Below are 14,739 nucleotides of genomic sequence, written 5' to 3'. Positions count from 1 at the left end.
ACCATCGAACCGAACGCGGTCGCATGGCGGTTCGCGCCGGTCTTCAGGAACTGCGCGACCTCGGCCTCGTTCCAGCGGCCGAGCCCCGTGTTGGGCTCGCCGGTCAGGTTCGATGCGAACCAGTTGTCGATCGGCGCACCCGACAGGAACGCCGCGCCGCCTTCGTCGAGCGCCTTCTCCTGGAAGCCGACGCCGCGCGGCGTGTGGCACGACCCGCAGTGCCCGAGCCCCTGCACGAGGTACGCGCCGCGGTTCCACATCGCGTCCTTGGCCGGCTTGTCGGCGTAAGGCGTCGTGTCGAGGAACACCATGTTCCACAACGCGAGCGGCCAGCGCATGTTGAGCGGCCACGGGATGTCGGACGGCCGGTTCGCCTGCTTCACCGGTTCGACGCCGTGCATGAAGTACGCGTACAGCGCCTTGACGTCCTCGTCCTTCAGCTTCGCGTACGACGGATACGGCATCGCCGGATACAGGTTGTGACCGTCCTTCGCGACGCCCTTGCGCAGCGCGCCGGCGAACTCGGCTTCCGTATAGCCGCCGATGCCCGTTTCCGGATCGGGCGTGATGTTGGTCGTGTAGATCGCGCCCATCGGCGTGACCATCTTCAGGCCGCCGGCGAACGGCGTGCCGCGCGGCGCGGTGTGGCACGCGACGCAGTCGCCCGCTTTCGCGAGGTATGCGCCGCGAGCGACGAGCGCGCTGTCGGCCGGTGCCGTCTGCGCGGCCTGCGCGGCCGGGCCGGCCAGCATGGCGGACAGCGCGAGCAGCGATGCACGGAACGTATTCAGGGCGAGGTTTCGCATGATCGTCGCCTCCCCTCAAGCCGTCTTCAGCTGATCGCCGACCGGCAGCTTGCGCAGCCGCTTGCCGGTCGCCGCGAAGATCGCGTTCGACAATGCCGCGGCCGTCGCGGCCGTGCCCGGTTCGCCGATCCCGCCCGGCGCTTCGCCGCTTTTCACCAGATGCACCTCGATCGGCGGTGTCTCGTTGATCCGCAGCATCCGGTAATCGGTGAAATTGCTCTGCACGACACGGCCGTCCTCGATCGTGATCTCGCCGTACAGCGCGCCCGTGATCCCGAAGATGATGCCGCCCTGCACTTGCGCCTCGATCGTGTTCGGGTTGACGGACATGCCGCAATCGACCGCGCACACGACGCGCTTGACCTGCACCTCGCCGTTATCCACCGCGACGTCGACTACCATTGAGAAGAAAGTGCCGAATGCATACATCACAGACACGCCGCGCCCCTGCCCCTTCGGCAGCGACGGGCCCCAGCCGGCCGCCTTCGTCGCGACGTCGAGCACATTCAGCGCGCGCGGCGCCTTGCCGAGCAATGCACGGCGGTATTGCACGGGGTCGGTCTTGGTCTGCGCGGCCAGTTCGTCGATGAAGCTCTCGACGACGAACGTGCCCCGGGTCGGCCCGACGCCACGCCAGAACGCGGTCGGCACGTGGCGCGGCTCCTGGCGCACGTAGTCGACGAGCTGGTTCGGCAGGTCGTACGGCAGATCAGCCGAGACTTCGACCGCGTCAGGATCGATACCATTTCGGAACGCGGGCGGCGCGAAGCGCGCCATGAGCGACGAGCCGACGATCCGGTGCTGCCACGCGATCGGCTTGCCGTTCGCGTCGAGGCCGGCCGAAATCTTGTCGTAGTAGTACGGCCGATACATGTCGTGCTGGATGTCTTCCTCGCGCGTCCAGATCACCTTCACCGGCGCGTTGACCTGTTTTCCGACCTTCACGGCCTGGTCGATCATGTCCGTTTCGAGCCGCCGGCCGAAGCCGCCGCCGAGCAAGTGGTTGTGCACGACGATCTTGTCGGGCGACAGGCCCGTGAGTTGCTGCACGGTGTCAACCGCGCGCGTCGGCACCTGGGTGCCGACCCAGATCTCGCAGCCGTCGCCGCGCACGTGCACCGTGCAGTTCACCGGCTCCATCGTCGCGTGCGCGAGGAACGGCTGTTCGTAGACAGCGTCGACGCGCGTCTTCGCGTTTGCGAACGCGTGGCCGACATCGCCTTCCTTGCGCGCGACCGCGCCCTTGCCGCTCACCGCCGCCTGCGCGAGGTCGGCAACGATGTCCTTCGTGGACACCTTCGCGCCCGCGCCCTCGTTCCACTTCACGACGAGCGCCGATGCACCGCGCTTCGCGGCCCACGTGTGATCGCCGACCACCGCCACCGCGTTGTCGACGCGCACGACCTGGCGCACGCCGGGGATCTTCCTCGCGGCCGTGTCGTCGACGCTCGCGACCGTGCCGCCGAACACCGGGCTGTTCACGATCACCGCGTACAGCATGCCGGGCAGGCGCACGTCGAGCCCGAACTGCGCGGTGCCGTCGACCTTCTCCGGCGAATCGAGGCGCTTCGCGGGCGTACCGATCAGCTTGAAATCCGCCGGCTTCTTCAGCACGACGTCCTTCGGCACCGGCAGCTTCGCCGCGGCGTCGGCCAGCTGGCCGTACGATGCGCGCCGGCCGCTCGGCGGATGCTGCACTTCGCCGTTCACCGCACGGCAGGATGCCGGATCGACGCTCCATTGCTTCGCGGCCGCCGAGACCAGCAGCGTGCGCGCGGTCGCGCCCGCGCGGCGCATCGGTTCCCACGCGTAGCGCACCGACGTCGAGCCGCCGGTGAGCTGGCCGCCGAGCAGCGGATCCGTGAACAGTTTCTCGTTCGGCGGCGCATGATCGAGCGTCACGCTCGACAGCGGTACCTCGAGCTCCTCGGCGATCAGCATCGGCAGCGCCGTATAGACACCCTGCCCCATCTCGACCTTCGGCATCACCAGCGTGATCTTGCCGGCGCGGTCGATCTGCACGAACGCGCTCGGCGCGAACACGCCGGGCTGCGCCGGTTCGGCCGCGTCACCGCCGATCACCGAGCGCCGCGCATCGTCGCCTGCCGCCGGCAGGCTGAAACCGAGCAGCAGGCCACCCCCCGCCGCCGCGCCCAGCGACATGCCGAGCTTGAGGAACGAACGGCGCGATACGCCCGCGCCGGCGGCTTGTCCAGCGACCTTGCCTGCTTCGATCAGTCCTCGAGACATGTCACGCCTCCTTCGCGGCTTGCTTCACGGCCGCGCGAATCCGGTTGTACGTGCCGCAGCGGCAGATGTTGCCGGCCATCGCCGCGTCGATGTCGGCGTCGCTCGGGTTCGGGTTCGATGCGATCAGCGCGGTGGCGGCCATCACCTGCCCCGACTGGCAATAGCCGCACTGGACGACGTCGAGCTCGCGCCACGCCTGCTGGACCTTGTGGCCGGCCGGCGTCGCGCCGACGGCTTCGATCGTCGTGATCTTGCGGCCCGCGACGGCCGCGACCGGCAGCACGCACGAGCGCGCGGCGACGCCGTCGAGATGCACGGTGCACGCGCCGCATTGCGCGATCCCGCAGCCGAATTTCGTGCCGGTGAGGCCGACGACGTCGCGCAGCACCCAGAGCAAGGGCATGTCGTCGGGGGCGTCGACCGTGCGGGTTTCGCCGTTGATGTTGAGGGTGACCATTCAGCCTCCGGGGCCGGTGTATTGGGGAAACGACGCGCATCGCGCGCCGCGCGGGGTTTTCGATTTCGTCGCTGTCTTCGCCGTTGCCGGGCGAGACGGCTGCCGCGCGGCCCGGGGCGGAGCGGGCCGCGGCGTGGGTGCTGCTTCGTTACTCGGCCACGTCGATGCCGGACAGCACCTTGATGACCGCCGGCGCCGCGAACCAGTCGGCCGATTTCACGCGGAATTCGCCGAAATACGGGCTCGCGAGGTGTGCGTCGAACGCGGCCTGGTCGTCGTAGATCTCGTACAGGTGCAGGTTGGGCGAACCGTCCTGTTCGCGGAACAGGTCGTAGCGCCGGTTGCCCGGCTCGGCGCGCGTCTTCGCGACCATGCTGCGCAGCTCGGCTTCGGCGGCCTCCGCGTGTTCGGGTTTCAGGTACAGGGACGCAATCACGTGTAGCGCCATCTTGTCACTCCTTTTGAATCGAAATCGAGCATGCCACAAGCCGGCGTCGCGCGACGCCAGCGTGCAATCGTCATGGTTTGCCGTCCCGCGGTATCAGGCCAGTTCGTCCGGGCCCACGCGCACGACGACCTTGCCGAAGTTCTTGCCGGCCAGCAGGCCGATCAGCGCCTCCGGCGCGTCGGCCAGGTCGGGGACGACGTCCTCGAGCGTCTTCACCTTGCCCTGCGCGACCCATTCGCTCATCTCTTTCAGGAACGGCGCATAACCGGTCGCATAGTGGTCGAGGATGATGAACCCCTGCATCCGGATGCGCTTGCGCAGGATCGTGCCCATCAGTGCCGGCACGCGATCACGGCCGGTCGACACCGCGGTGTCGTCGTACGCCGCGTCGTTGTAGTGCGCGATGATCCCGCACACCGGCACGCGTGCGTGATCGTTGAGCAGCGGCCACACCGCGTCGAACACGGCCCCGCCGACGTTCTCGAAATAGACGTCGATGCCGTTCGGGCATGCGTCCTTCAGCTTCGCGGCGAATGCCGGGTCGCGGTGATCGACGCACGCGTCGAAACCGAGCGTATCGGTCACGTATGCGCACTTGTCGGCGCCGCCCGCGACACCGATCACGCGGCAGCCCTTCAGCTTGGCGATCTGGCCGACCACCGCGCCGACCGCGCCGCTCGCCGCCGCGACGACCACGGTTTCACCGGCCTTCGGCTCGCCGATTTTCAGCAGCCCCGTGTAGGCGGTGAAGCCCGGCATGCCGAGCACGCCGAGTGCATACGACGGATGCGCGACGTCGCGGCCGAGCGGAATCAGGTCGCGGCCGTCGGACAGCGCATAGTCCTGCCACCCGGCGCCCGCGACCACGAGGTCGCCTTCGCGGAACGCGGGCAGGTTCGACGAGACGACCTGGCTGACGGTGCCGCCGACCATCGGCTGGCCGAGTTGGGCCGGCGGCGCATAGGACGGCGCATCGCTCATCCGGCCGCGCATGTACGGGTCGAGCGACAACCAGACCGTGCGCAGCAGCACCTGGCCGGCGCCGGGCGTCGGCACGGCACCGGATTCGGTGCGGAAGTTGCCCGGCGTCGGCGCGCCGACCGGGCGCGAATTCAGGACGATCTGGCGGTTTGCGGACTTGCTTTGCGGCATGTAAGCCTCCGTCAACAGGAATGGACGTGCTTCGTGGGCACGATCGGATCAGGGGTGGAGCAGCGGAGACGCCCGCATGCTGCAACGTCGGCGGTCGGGCCGTCGCGGCTGCGTGCGGGCGCTTGAAACAATGGGGAACAGCGTAACGCGGCGTGGCACGTTCGTCATACTTGCTTGAGTAGACCAGTCGTCTAGATTCAGGACAAAAACAAGGCGCGCCGATGCGCGCCCGGGTTACGACTGTGCGCCGCCATGCTCGGCCGGCGGCAGGTTCAGCATGCGCCGCGTTTCGACCATCGCCCTTTCGAGCGGCTTGCGGTCGCGGTGAATCTTTTCCAGCAGCGTCGCGCCCAGCCACATCTCGTAGAGGATCGCGGCCGTGTGCGACGGATCGGCGATCCCGCTCAGCGAGCCGTCGGCCAGTCCGGCCTCGATGCCGCCTGCGAGCCGCTCGATGATCTGGCTCGTGCCCTGCCGCAGCACCGCGCGCATCGTTTCCGACAGATCCGACACTTCCGCGCCGAGCTTCACCGCGAGGCACTTGCCTTGCGGATCGTCCGCGCATTGCGTGTGCAGCCAGTTGCGCCAGTACGTCATCAGGCGCTCGGCGCCGGTGCCGGCCTGATGCTTGAGCAGGTTGTCGAGATGCGCGTGATAGCTGTCGAAATACGCTTCGAGCAGCGCTTCGCCGAATGCCTCTTTCGAGCCGAAGTAATGGTAGAACGAGCCCTTCGGGATGCCCGCCGCAGCGAGAATCTCGTTCAGGCCGACCGCCGAAAACCCCTTGTGGAGCATGATCGGCTTGGCGATATTCAGGATGTGCTGGCGGACTTCGGCGCCTGAAGATGCATTCATGGTGGCGTATGTTAGCAACGATTAGACCGGTCGTCTAGCGGCGTCGATCCGGCATGTTGAGCGGCACTTTACCCGATCCCCGCCGGGCACCCAAACGTTGCGCCGGCCTTCCTTTCCCTGCTCCGCGTTGCCGCGCACGCGGCGTCACGCGCACGACCCGGTTTCGTCGCGGGCGATTCATCGAGCTTCCGCATAACTCGTGGAATTTGGGCCTCGACACGCGCTCCCTGGCTGTCCAACCACGCGCGAAGCTGTTGCAAACCGATATCTCGATCACGGTAGCGACAGAGCATATTCCGAATATCCTGATCCATGATGTTCAAGCTCATTTCTCCGTCGGAATAATCCAGTCGTCAGATCACGATTTTGTTGTTCCCATGGACTGATTTTGTCCACCGGAGCCGGCGTGGCCGTCGCGGTGGGTGGGCGATCGGGGGTGTAGTCGCCTCGTTTGCCTGCTTGCCGGCTGTTGGCGTGCATCGCCATCGGCTGATGCACGCTCGTGGCCGCGCCGTCAGCGCGGCGCTTCGTCGACACGCTTTCTCGTGCGTGCCCGTCGCTCGTCCCGTTGCGCGGCCGGTCCCGCCTTGGCACCACGCAGCGGCGCGCGGCGCACGAGCACCGTCATCTCGCGCCGCAGTGCATCGAGTTCCTTGCCGCGCGCCGCATCGGCCGCCTGCGCAGCGTCGAGCTGCCCCTGAAGCACGCCGCATCGATGCAGCGCGTCGCCCAGTTGTGCCTGCAGCGCGGCAACATCTTTCCGCTGCTGCGCATCGCGCTGCTCCGTGCGCGATGTCACGGCATCGAGCTCCTTTTGCAGTCGCGCGGCGGCGAGCCGCTCTCGATCGATCTCCTGGAGCGCCCGCTTCTCCGACGCACGCAAGCGTTCCTCGGCCCGGCCGGCGTCGTCGCGTAACCGGTCGAGCTGGGTGGTGAAATCCGCGCGGGCCTGCGCGAGTGCACGGTCGCCTTCCGCGTTGTCGGCTGTCAGGCGCTCGATGTCCGCTTGCAGCGCTTGCCGCGATGCTTCGTCGGCCGCCCTCGCCTGCTCCAGTTCCTGAATGCGCACCTGCGCGGCCAGCAGCGCGGCCGTGCGTTGCTCCAGCGCGGTTTCGGTGCGGGCCAGCTCAGCCTGCAGCGCCGCGACTTCCGCCTTCGCCGCCGTCCGCTCGGCTTCGACTTCCGCGCGCAATGCGTCGAGCGCGGCGGCCGCGTCGGCGCTCGACCGATTCCATAGCGCCGCGACGAGTTCGCCGGCGGCCGCCTGCAGATCGGCCGGCAGGTCGGGATGCTCGATGCGGACGCGGCTCTTTTCCCGCAACTCGGCCCAGAACTCGCCGAGCACGGCCGTCGGCGTGCTCATGCTGCCCTTGCGAACGAGCTGGTACAGGCGGTTCGCGGTGGGCGTGATGCCGAAGCGGAAGAACAGCAGCGCGCAGGCTTCGCGATACAGCTCGCGGGTTTTCGGGAAGTCGGCCTTGAGGCGCTCGATTTCGGCGGTCAGGCGGGATTCGTCGGCGGCGAGATCGGACATGGCAGGTTTCGGTGGCAATTTCGTCAATAATATAACGTAAACCGTTAAAAATAAAATTATGCCGATTTATGGATTTGACATTATTTCTATAATGTCGAGATCATGGAATATCGGTATGTCCCCGCCGGTATGCGGCGCGCGGCCGTCGGCCAGTACGGTGCTCGCCCGGTGGCGTCAAGCGCGCTGCTTCAGCAGCCCTGCCAGAAGGGTCAGTGCTTCCGTCAGATCGTCGAACGACGGGCCGCCGAGGCAAAGTCGGATCCCGCTCGCCCGATCTTCCGGGTTCACCATCATGGATTCCGGAGGGGTCAACTTGATATGCATCGCTGCAGCGACGGATGCGACACGATTGGCAGCATCGCGCTCCATCGGCAGCCAGGCGTTGTAGGCGCCGGGATGCGAGACCAGTTCGCTCGCGCCGAGCAGAGAGATGGCCAGATTGGATCGACGCCGCGCCTCATGGTGCAGATCCCGCTGGATCGAGGAGATGACGTCGGTGGCCAGCCATTCCTCAACCACTGCGCAAGAGAGCGGCGACGGCGCCATTGGCAGGTCCCGCAGCGCGTCCTCCGCTGCGTCGTTGAGTCCGGCCGGCAGCGCGAGCACGCCGATCTGCAAACCGGGGCCAAGCGATTTGGACAGTCCGTTCACATGAAAGGCGATCTCGGGCGCCAATGCCGCAAGCGGTGGCGAAGCCTGCTCTGCCGACGCATAGACGCCGTCCTCGATGATCCACGCGCCCACCCGGCGGCATATATCCACGATGGCCTGCCTTCGTTCCGTGCCCATCGTCGCAGTGGTCGGGTTGTGCAGCGTCGGCGTGAGATAGACCGCCTTGCTGCCGGTCGATGCGGTGCCGTCGAGTGCGTCCGCCAGTGCCCCCGGCACCATCCCTTGCGCGTCGGTCTCGACGCCTTGCATCCGATATCCGTTGCGCCGAGCCAGCGCGATCGCGCCAGGATAGGTAATCCGCTCGGTCAGAAGCAGCCCTTGCGAGCCGCAGGCAAGATCGAACGCCAACGATAGCGCCTGGCGGGCGCCGCTCGTTAGCACCAGATGAGACGGTTCCACCATCAGGCCCAGCGTTTCGAGCCAGCGAGCCAGCACACGTCGGTGCTCCATATGCCCAGCGGGCGGGGCATAGAGATTGAGGTGGTCCGCATCGATCTTGCGTGCGATCCCCGTCAATGTTCGCGCCAGCAAGCGAGCGTTGAGCATGGCTGGCGGCACATTGGACGAAAGGTCGATCTGGCGATCCTGATGCGCCTGGCGAATCGCCACGAAGGTTCCCCGGCCCTTGATGCTGCGCGTCAGGCCGCGCCGTTCAAGCGCGGCATAGGCTTTCGTCACCGTGCCAAGGCCAATCCCCAGTTTCAACGCGAGATCGCGATGAGCGGGCAGGCGGTCGCCTCCCGTCAGCCGCCCCTCGACGATGTCGTCGGCCAGGGCGAGGACCAACCGCTCGGCGGTATTCGCCTCGATGTCGGCAAGCCGTGGTGACCAGGGAGATTGCAGGAGCATGTTCGCCGCCTAGATATTAGTGTCACGTGACACTATTTATATAAACAACAAGCGTAACATGCGCGATGTGATTGGATGAAGTCATGCATTTCTGGAGGCGCCTGATCGCCATGACGGGCGTGTGGAGAGTCGAATGTTCAGCCATGTAACAGTTGGGGCGCGTGATCTTGGGCGGGCAGGCCGTTTCTATGACGCGGTACTCGCTCCGCTCGGACTGAAGCGTCGCGTCGTCACGTCCGATGGCGGGCCTCCGGCGCTTTGCTGGGTAACCGGTCAAACGCCGCTGCCGCGCTTCTATGTCTACATTCCTTACGATGGCGAGCCGGCGACCATCGGCAACGGCAGCATGGTCGCCTTTCTGGCCCCGTCGCAAGAAGCCGTGAACACGGCCTACGCGAAGGGTCTTGAGCACGGCGGGACGGACGACGGTGCACCCGGGTTACGCCCCCGCTACGGTGACGGCTACTTCGGCGCGTATCTGCGCGACCCCGACGGGAACAAGATCCATATCGTTCATCGCGGAGACCTCCAGCCATAACGCTGGAGACGCCCCGCATCTCTGGAGAAACTCGAATGATCGCCAGTCAGATCGCACTCGCCTACGGCACCTATCTCATCGCCACCGCCAGCCCCGGGCCGAGCAACATGGCGATCATGGGAACAGCGATGCGTGACGGCCGCCTGCCTGCCCTCGTTCTAGCGGCAGGCGTCATCACGGGCTCACTCTTCTGGGCGATCCTGGCGGCGACCGGCGTTTCCGCCGTGCTGGCGGCCTATGCCGAGGCGCTTTTCGTCATCAAGATGGTGGGTGGTGTCTACCTGCTCTACCTGGCGTTCCGCACGGGCAGGTCGGCGCTGAAACCGGGCTCCGACTTCGCGAAGATGGAACCGGGACGCTCGACACCTCGCTATCGGCGGCTCTACCGCCAGGGCGTTCTCATGCATATCGGAAACCCGAAGGCGGTTCTGGCCTGGATGGCAATCATGTCACTTGGGCTTCCGGAGCACGCCCCCGGCGGTACCTTGCCGGCGATCATCGGTGGTTGCGCGTTCCTCGCCGTCATCGTGTTTGGTGGTTATGCGGTCCTCTTCTCGACCGCTAGGATGATCGCCCTGTATACCCGCCTCCGGCGCTGGATTGAAGGCACGCTATCCGCGGTGTTCGCCGTTGCGGGAGTCCGGCTGCTTGCCTGGCAACGTTGATATCCCGGCTTGACGGCGCCCTCACGAACCGATCTGAATTGAAAGAGCGATGTCATGACTTTTGCGATCCATATGATCGATGTCTTCGGCGCCGGGCCGTTTTCGGGCAATCCGCTGGCGGTCGTTATCGGTGCCGATGCCCTGGCAACGGATGACATGCAGCGGTTGACGCGGTGGTTCAACCTGTCCGAGACCGCTTTTCTCTTGCCACCCACGCATCCTGAGGCTGACTACCGGGTCAGGATCTTCACGCTGGACAGGGAGATGCCTTTTGCCGGGCACCCGACGCTCGGCAGTTGTCATGCGTGGCTCTCGACGGGCCGCGTGCCGAAGAGCGAAGCGGAAATCGTCCAGGAATGCGGCGCCGGGCTGGTTCCGATCCGACGCAATCACGAGCGGCTTTCCTTCGCCGCCCCGCCGCTGATCCGCTCCGGTGCGCCAACACAGGATGAATTGGATCAGGCTCGGCGACTGCTGGGGATCGAATCGGGCGATGTCCTCGATGCCGCCTGGATCGATAACGGCCCCGGATGGCTGGGCATCAGGCTGGTGTCGGCGGAGACGGTGCTTGCCCTCAATCCGCTCCGCAGTTGGCCCGGCCGGATCGATGTCGGCGTTATTGGCCCTCATGCAACAGGCGGCAACGCGGCCTTCGAGGTTCGCGCCTTCTTCAGCGACCATCTGGGCGCTATCGTCGAAGATCCAGTTACTGGAAGCCTCAATGCTTCAATGGCGCAGTGGCTGTTCGCGACAGGTGTGGTTGAGGACGACTATGTCGCCGCCCAGGGGACACGCCTCGGCCGCCATGGCCGCATTCATTTGACCCGCGACGAGGCTGGCCAAATCTGGGTCGGCGGCAAGACTCGCACGCACGTCGAAGGCCGGCTTCACGGCCTTTGAAAAGGCAAACGAGAAAGCTGCAACCTGATGTTCGGGCGAACTGGCGCACATAACGCCTGTCCGGGTCGCCCCATACGCTGAACAGCTTGCTCGCAAGACTGCTTGCCGGCGTGACGCGACAGCACCGGATCAACCTGAGCACTGTTCTGACGCTCGAAAACACGCAAGGAGTTCAGCATGTCTGCCCCCCCCGCAGAACCCGATTGCTCCATCCGTAACCACCGATCGCATCACACTGCCCGCCTCGGCGGCAGACACCTTAAGAATGCTGGTGCGCTACAAGTCCTGGGCGAATGGACTGACGTTCAAGAGCGTGATGGACCTGCCGGCTGGCGAAGCCCTTCGGCAGAGACCGACGCGGTTCGGAAACATGGTGCATACTTTGAATCATGTCTACGTGGTCGACGACATTTTCAGACATCATCTGCAAGGAAAGAAGCACACCTACACCTCGCGCAACACCGACCACACGCCTGCCGTTTCCGATCTTTGGAAAGCGGTTCAGGAAATGGACCGCTGGTACATCAATCTTGTCGACACCTGGTCGGACGCGGATCTCGCGAAAGCCGTTCATTTCGAGTTTGTTGGCGGAGGAGAAGGCGTCATGACCCGCGAGCAAATCGTGCTGCATGTCGTCAATCACGCCACCTATCACCGCGGATTTGTCGGCGACATGATGTATCAGGTGCCTTTCGCGCCACCGTCAAACGATCTTCCCGTATTCATCAGGGATCACTATCGCGATGCCCGGTGAGCGCCTGTTCGGCCGACCCGGCGCACGCCGGCAACTTGTCTCGCATCTGTGTGGGCCGCGGAGACCGCCGGATGCGCATCGCTGACTGGTCGCGTCGCGACTGTCGCCTGTCACCGATCTGCCACCGTCGCCCGGTAGCGTTCGGGTCTGACCCACGCTTTCGACAGACGAATCCGCCATGCAGCGCACGTCGCGCGCCACGCCCCACGTTTATGCGGCCACGTCCCGTGCCCTCGCCGCCAGCCTTGCGATCAACCTGCTGCTGCTCGTCGTCGAGACGGTCGCGGCATGGTCCGCGCATTCGTCGGGGTTGCTCGCGGACGTCGCGCACGCGGCGATCGATCTCGCAGCCGATGCGCTGATCCTCGTTGCATGCCGGCTCGACGCGCGCCTGCCGCCGGAACGGCGCCCGACCTGCGAGCCGCTTGCGCTCGCGGGCCTCGGCGCATTGCTCGTGGCGACCGGCGCGCAGATGATCTGGCACGCGACGAACCGGTTCGCTGCGCCGCCCGTCGTACAGCCGGGCATGACGACGCTCGCGCTCGTCGCCGTCACGCTCGCCGGCAAGGCCGCGCTGTCGCACTGGATGCTGCGCAAGGCGCGCGAGACGGGCTCCGCGCTGCTCGAGGCGAGCGGCTGGCATGTCAGGACCGATGCGCTGGCGTCGCTGCTGGCGGCGCTCGCGATGGGCGCGGCACGGATCGGCTTCGGCCGTCTCGACGATCTGGCGGCGCTCGCGATCGGCGCGCTCGTGATCCGCACGGGCGCCGGTTTCATCCGGCGCGGTTGCGCGCAGTGGCCGGCGCTGGCGTCGTGGGCGGGTCGTTCCACGCGCGGGTCGTGAACGCGCCCGGCAGCGCCGGCATCGGGCATCCGTTCTCCGCGAGCGGCTGCGCTGAATGAAGGAGCGGCTCGCGCGGGTGCGAGCCTCTTTCGCGTGATGTCGTCGCTACTGCGTGGCACATGACACGTGCCACGTCGATCGCTGCCGATGTATCGCCGGACGAATGCGGCCGGTTCCGATGAATCGGCGTCGGCTGCCGCTTACCCGAGCGGCACGACGCTCCCGAGCAGAATCCGCACGAGCGTCGCCTGGCGCGTGACGCCCGTCTTCGAGAAGATCGCGCGCAGGTGCGTGCGCGCCGTGTTCTTGCTGATCCCCGATTCCTCCGCGGCCTCCTCGAGCGTCAGCCCGTTCGTCAGCAGCAGCGCGAGCGACGTCTCGGCCGGCGTCAGGTCGAACAGCTTGCGGATGATTTCCTGCGCACCCTGCGGCTTGCGGTCGGGGTCGCGCAGGAACAGCGTGACGGCCGGCCGCCGCTTGTTGTCCTCCGACCAGTCGGACAGCAGCACCGTGCGCACCAGCAGCCCGAGGCGCGGCTTGTCGAAGCTGCGCGTGATCGGCATCGCCTCGACGGTCGCCGCGGCCGTGCCGTGGTGCCCCATCACCGCGTGGCGGATCAGCCGCTTGAGCGTGCGGTTCTCCTGCGCATCGGTTGCCTCGATCGTGCCGCGTGCAATCGTCAGGCCATTGTTCTGCTTCAGGATCTCGTCGGCGACGCTGTTCATGTCGATGATCGTGCCGTTCTCGTCGAGCGTGATCGTGCCGATCTGCATCCGGTTGATCGCGTTCGCGTAGATCGAGCGCTCGACTTCGGCCGTGTCGAGCCGCGAATGCAGCTCGACCGCACGCTTCAGGTGCGGCAGCAGCAGCGCGCAGATCGCCTTGTCGCGCTCGGAGAACTGTTTCGAAGCATGGTTGCGGCATACGCGGAACCGGCACTCGACGCCCGACGGCGTGCGGAGATCCGCGCCGAGGATGTAGCGCACGTCCTGCGGCTTCAGGAACTGCTTGTACAGTTCGCTCGACAGCCAGCCCGTGTCGCCGAACACGTCGTCGACCGTGACCACGCGATCGGCCGGCAGGCCGACGAACGGATCGAGCGAATAGTAGTAGTTGTTGTACGACGCTTCGCCGTCACCCGGCACGACCGGGCCGTATTCCGATGCGTGCACGGACAGCGGCGCGCGGCGGTCGCTCGCGGCCGCGCGCAGGATCAGCGTCACGTAGTTGGCCTGCAGCAACCGGCGAACCAGCTCGAGCGCACCCGCCCACGGCGGCGTTTCCAGCGGGCCCTGGTAGATGCGCGCCATCAGCTCGCTGAAATCGGCGACGCCGATGTCGGCCTCGTCACTGGTTGCCTGGCTCTCTTGCGGAGCCCATCTCGTCTCCATCAGCACGCTCCATCCTCCATACGACATGTTTCCGACGCGACCCAACCGCGCCGCCATGATTAAGACGCGTCTAAATTCCGGCGTCATCGGGAGATTTACTGAATGGTGAGAATTGGCCATCCGGGCGAACCAACCATCGTCCGATCGGATGATGTGGCGCCCTGCCCGCTACGCTGGAATGCCCGTCAGGCCGTGCCGGCAAGCGTCCGGCACGGACTCAGGGAAAACCGCGACACGGGTTTACCTGATTCAAACCGCACCCGATTCAGACAGGAGTCCCCATGCCGCTCGACCCACAGGCGCAGGCGCTGCTCGCCGCGTTCGCCCAGGCACCCGCGATCGATTTCGCGCAGCTCACCGTTCCCGCGTATCGCGCGAGTCTCGCCGCCGGCGGCGCGTTCGCCCCGGGCGATGCCGTCGCCGCCGAAGAGGACTGGCAGATTCCCGCATCAGGCCGTCAGTTGTCCGCGCGGCTGTATCGGCCCGCTGCCGACGGGCCCTTGCCGCTGACGGTGTTCTTCCACGGCGGCGGCTTCGTCGCGTGCGGCATCGATTCGCACGCGAACCTGTGCCGCAGCCTCGCGGCCCGTGCGCGCACGCTCGTGCTGTCGGTCGACTACCGGC

The 14,739-nt window shown here is 66.3% G+C and carries 15 protein-coding genes; 6 read left to right on the top strand and 9 right to left on the bottom strand.

Annotation, left to right across the window (positions count from 1 at the left end; genetic code table 11):
- The 8 genes from ABY44_RS34795 to ABY44_RS34760 form a co-directional block, all read right to left on the bottom strand.
- Positions 1-806 (bottom strand): c-type cytochrome (locus ABY44_RS34795; protein ID WP_431643473.1); only part of this gene is annotated, 806 nt, incomplete at its 3' end.
- 15 nt (positions 807-821) lie between these two features.
- Positions 822-3,056 carry a xanthine dehydrogenase family protein molybdopterin-binding subunit gene (locus ABY44_RS34790; RefSeq protein WP_011546996.1) on the bottom strand — a complete coding sequence of 745 codons (2,235 nt, stop codon included), beginning with the start codon at positions 3,054-3,056 and terminating at the stop codon, positions 822-824.
- A 1-nt stretch (position 3,057) separates the two neighbouring features.
- Positions 3,058-3,513, bottom strand: coding sequence for a (2Fe-2S)-binding protein (locus ABY44_RS34785; RefSeq protein WP_021162722.1), 456 nt, complete (start codon positions 3,511-3,513; stop codon positions 3,058-3,060).
- A 148-nt stretch (positions 3,514-3,661) separates the two neighbouring features.
- The gene (locus ABY44_RS34780; RefSeq protein WP_059694835.1) at positions 3,662-3,961 is read right to left on the bottom strand and encodes a putative quinol monooxygenase; all 300 of its coding nucleotides are present in this window, start codon (positions 3,959-3,961) and stop codon (positions 3,662-3,664) included.
- Positions 3,962-4,054: 93 nt separating this feature from the next.
- Positions 4,055-5,113 (bottom strand): NADP-dependent oxidoreductase, encoded by a 1,059-nt coding sequence (locus tag ABY44_RS34775; protein ID WP_060170902.1) that lies wholly within the window; start codon positions 5,111-5,113, stop codon positions 4,055-4,057.
- Positions 5,114-5,347: 234 nt separating this feature from the next.
- Positions 5,348-5,968 (bottom strand): TetR/AcrR family transcriptional regulator, encoded by a 621-nt coding sequence (locus tag ABY44_RS34770; RefSeq protein WP_059694839.1) that lies wholly within the window; start codon positions 5,966-5,968, stop codon positions 5,348-5,350.
- Positions 5,969-6,482: 514 nt separating this feature from the next.
- On the bottom strand, positions 6,483-7,502 hold the full coding sequence (locus tag ABY44_RS34765; RefSeq protein WP_060170905.1) for a DNA-binding protein: 1,020 nt from the start codon (positions 7,500-7,502) through the stop codon (positions 6,483-6,485).
- 174 nt (positions 7,503-7,676) lie between these two features.
- Positions 7,677-9,023 carry a PLP-dependent aminotransferase family protein gene (locus ABY44_RS34760; protein ID WP_060170907.1) on the bottom strand — a complete coding sequence of 449 codons (1,347 nt, stop codon included), beginning with the start codon at positions 9,021-9,023 and terminating at the stop codon, positions 7,677-7,679.
- Positions 9,024-9,156: 133 nt separating this feature from the next.
- On the opposite strand from ABY44_RS34760, the gene ABY44_RS34755 reads away from it, so the two are divergent.
- The 5 genes from ABY44_RS34755 to ABY44_RS34735 all read left to right on the top strand — a co-directional run bounded on the left by ABY44_RS34755 (position 9,157) and on the right by ABY44_RS34735 (position 12,724).
- Positions 9,157-9,561 (top strand): VOC family protein, encoded by a 405-nt coding sequence (locus ABY44_RS34755; protein WP_027791597.1) that lies wholly within the window; start codon positions 9,157-9,159, stop codon positions 9,559-9,561.
- A gap of 35 nt (positions 9,562-9,596) precedes the next feature.
- Entirely contained in the window at positions 9,597-10,226 is a 630-nt protein-coding gene (locus ABY44_RS34750; RefSeq protein ID WP_059694847.1) for a LysE family translocator, read from the top strand.
- 54 nt (positions 10,227-10,280) lie between these two features.
- The gene (locus tag ABY44_RS34745; RefSeq protein WP_027791595.1) at positions 10,281-11,126 is read left to right on the top strand and encodes a PhzF family phenazine biosynthesis protein; all 846 of its coding nucleotides are present in this window, start codon (positions 10,281-10,283) and stop codon (positions 11,124-11,126) included.
- 265 nt (positions 11,127-11,391) lie between these two features.
- Positions 11,392-11,880, top strand: coding sequence for a DinB family protein (locus ABY44_RS34740; RefSeq protein WP_060170909.1), 489 nt, complete (start codon positions 11,392-11,394; stop codon positions 11,878-11,880).
- A gap of 178 nt (positions 11,881-12,058) precedes the next feature.
- The gene (locus ABY44_RS34735; protein WP_060170911.1) at positions 12,059-12,724 is read left to right on the top strand and encodes a cation diffusion facilitator family transporter; all 666 of its coding nucleotides are present in this window, start codon (positions 12,059-12,061) and stop codon (positions 12,722-12,724) included.
- A gap of 200 nt (positions 12,725-12,924) precedes the next feature.
- On the opposite strand, the gene ABY44_RS34730 is transcribed toward ABY44_RS34735, so the two are convergent.
- Positions 12,925-14,115: a helix-turn-helix transcriptional regulator gene (locus ABY44_RS34730; RefSeq protein WP_060170913.1), complete on the bottom strand. Its 1,191-nt coding sequence runs from the start codon at positions 14,113-14,115 to the stop codon at positions 12,925-12,927.
- Positions 14,116-14,396: 281 nt separating this feature from the next.
- Here ABY44_RS34730 and ABY44_RS34725 point away from each other — a divergent pair.
- Positions 14,397-14,739: alpha/beta hydrolase fold domain-containing protein (locus tag ABY44_RS34725; RefSeq protein ID WP_431643466.1), on the top strand; the 343-nt coding region annotated here is incomplete at its 3' end.

It is taken from the genome of Burkholderia sp. ZZQ-2, assembly GCF_050768715.1.
Taxonomy (GTDB): Bacteria; Pseudomonadota; Gammaproteobacteria; order Burkholderiales; family Burkholderiaceae; genus Burkholderia; species Burkholderia cepacia.
This window is presented reverse-complemented; position numbering and strand designations above follow the sequence as displayed.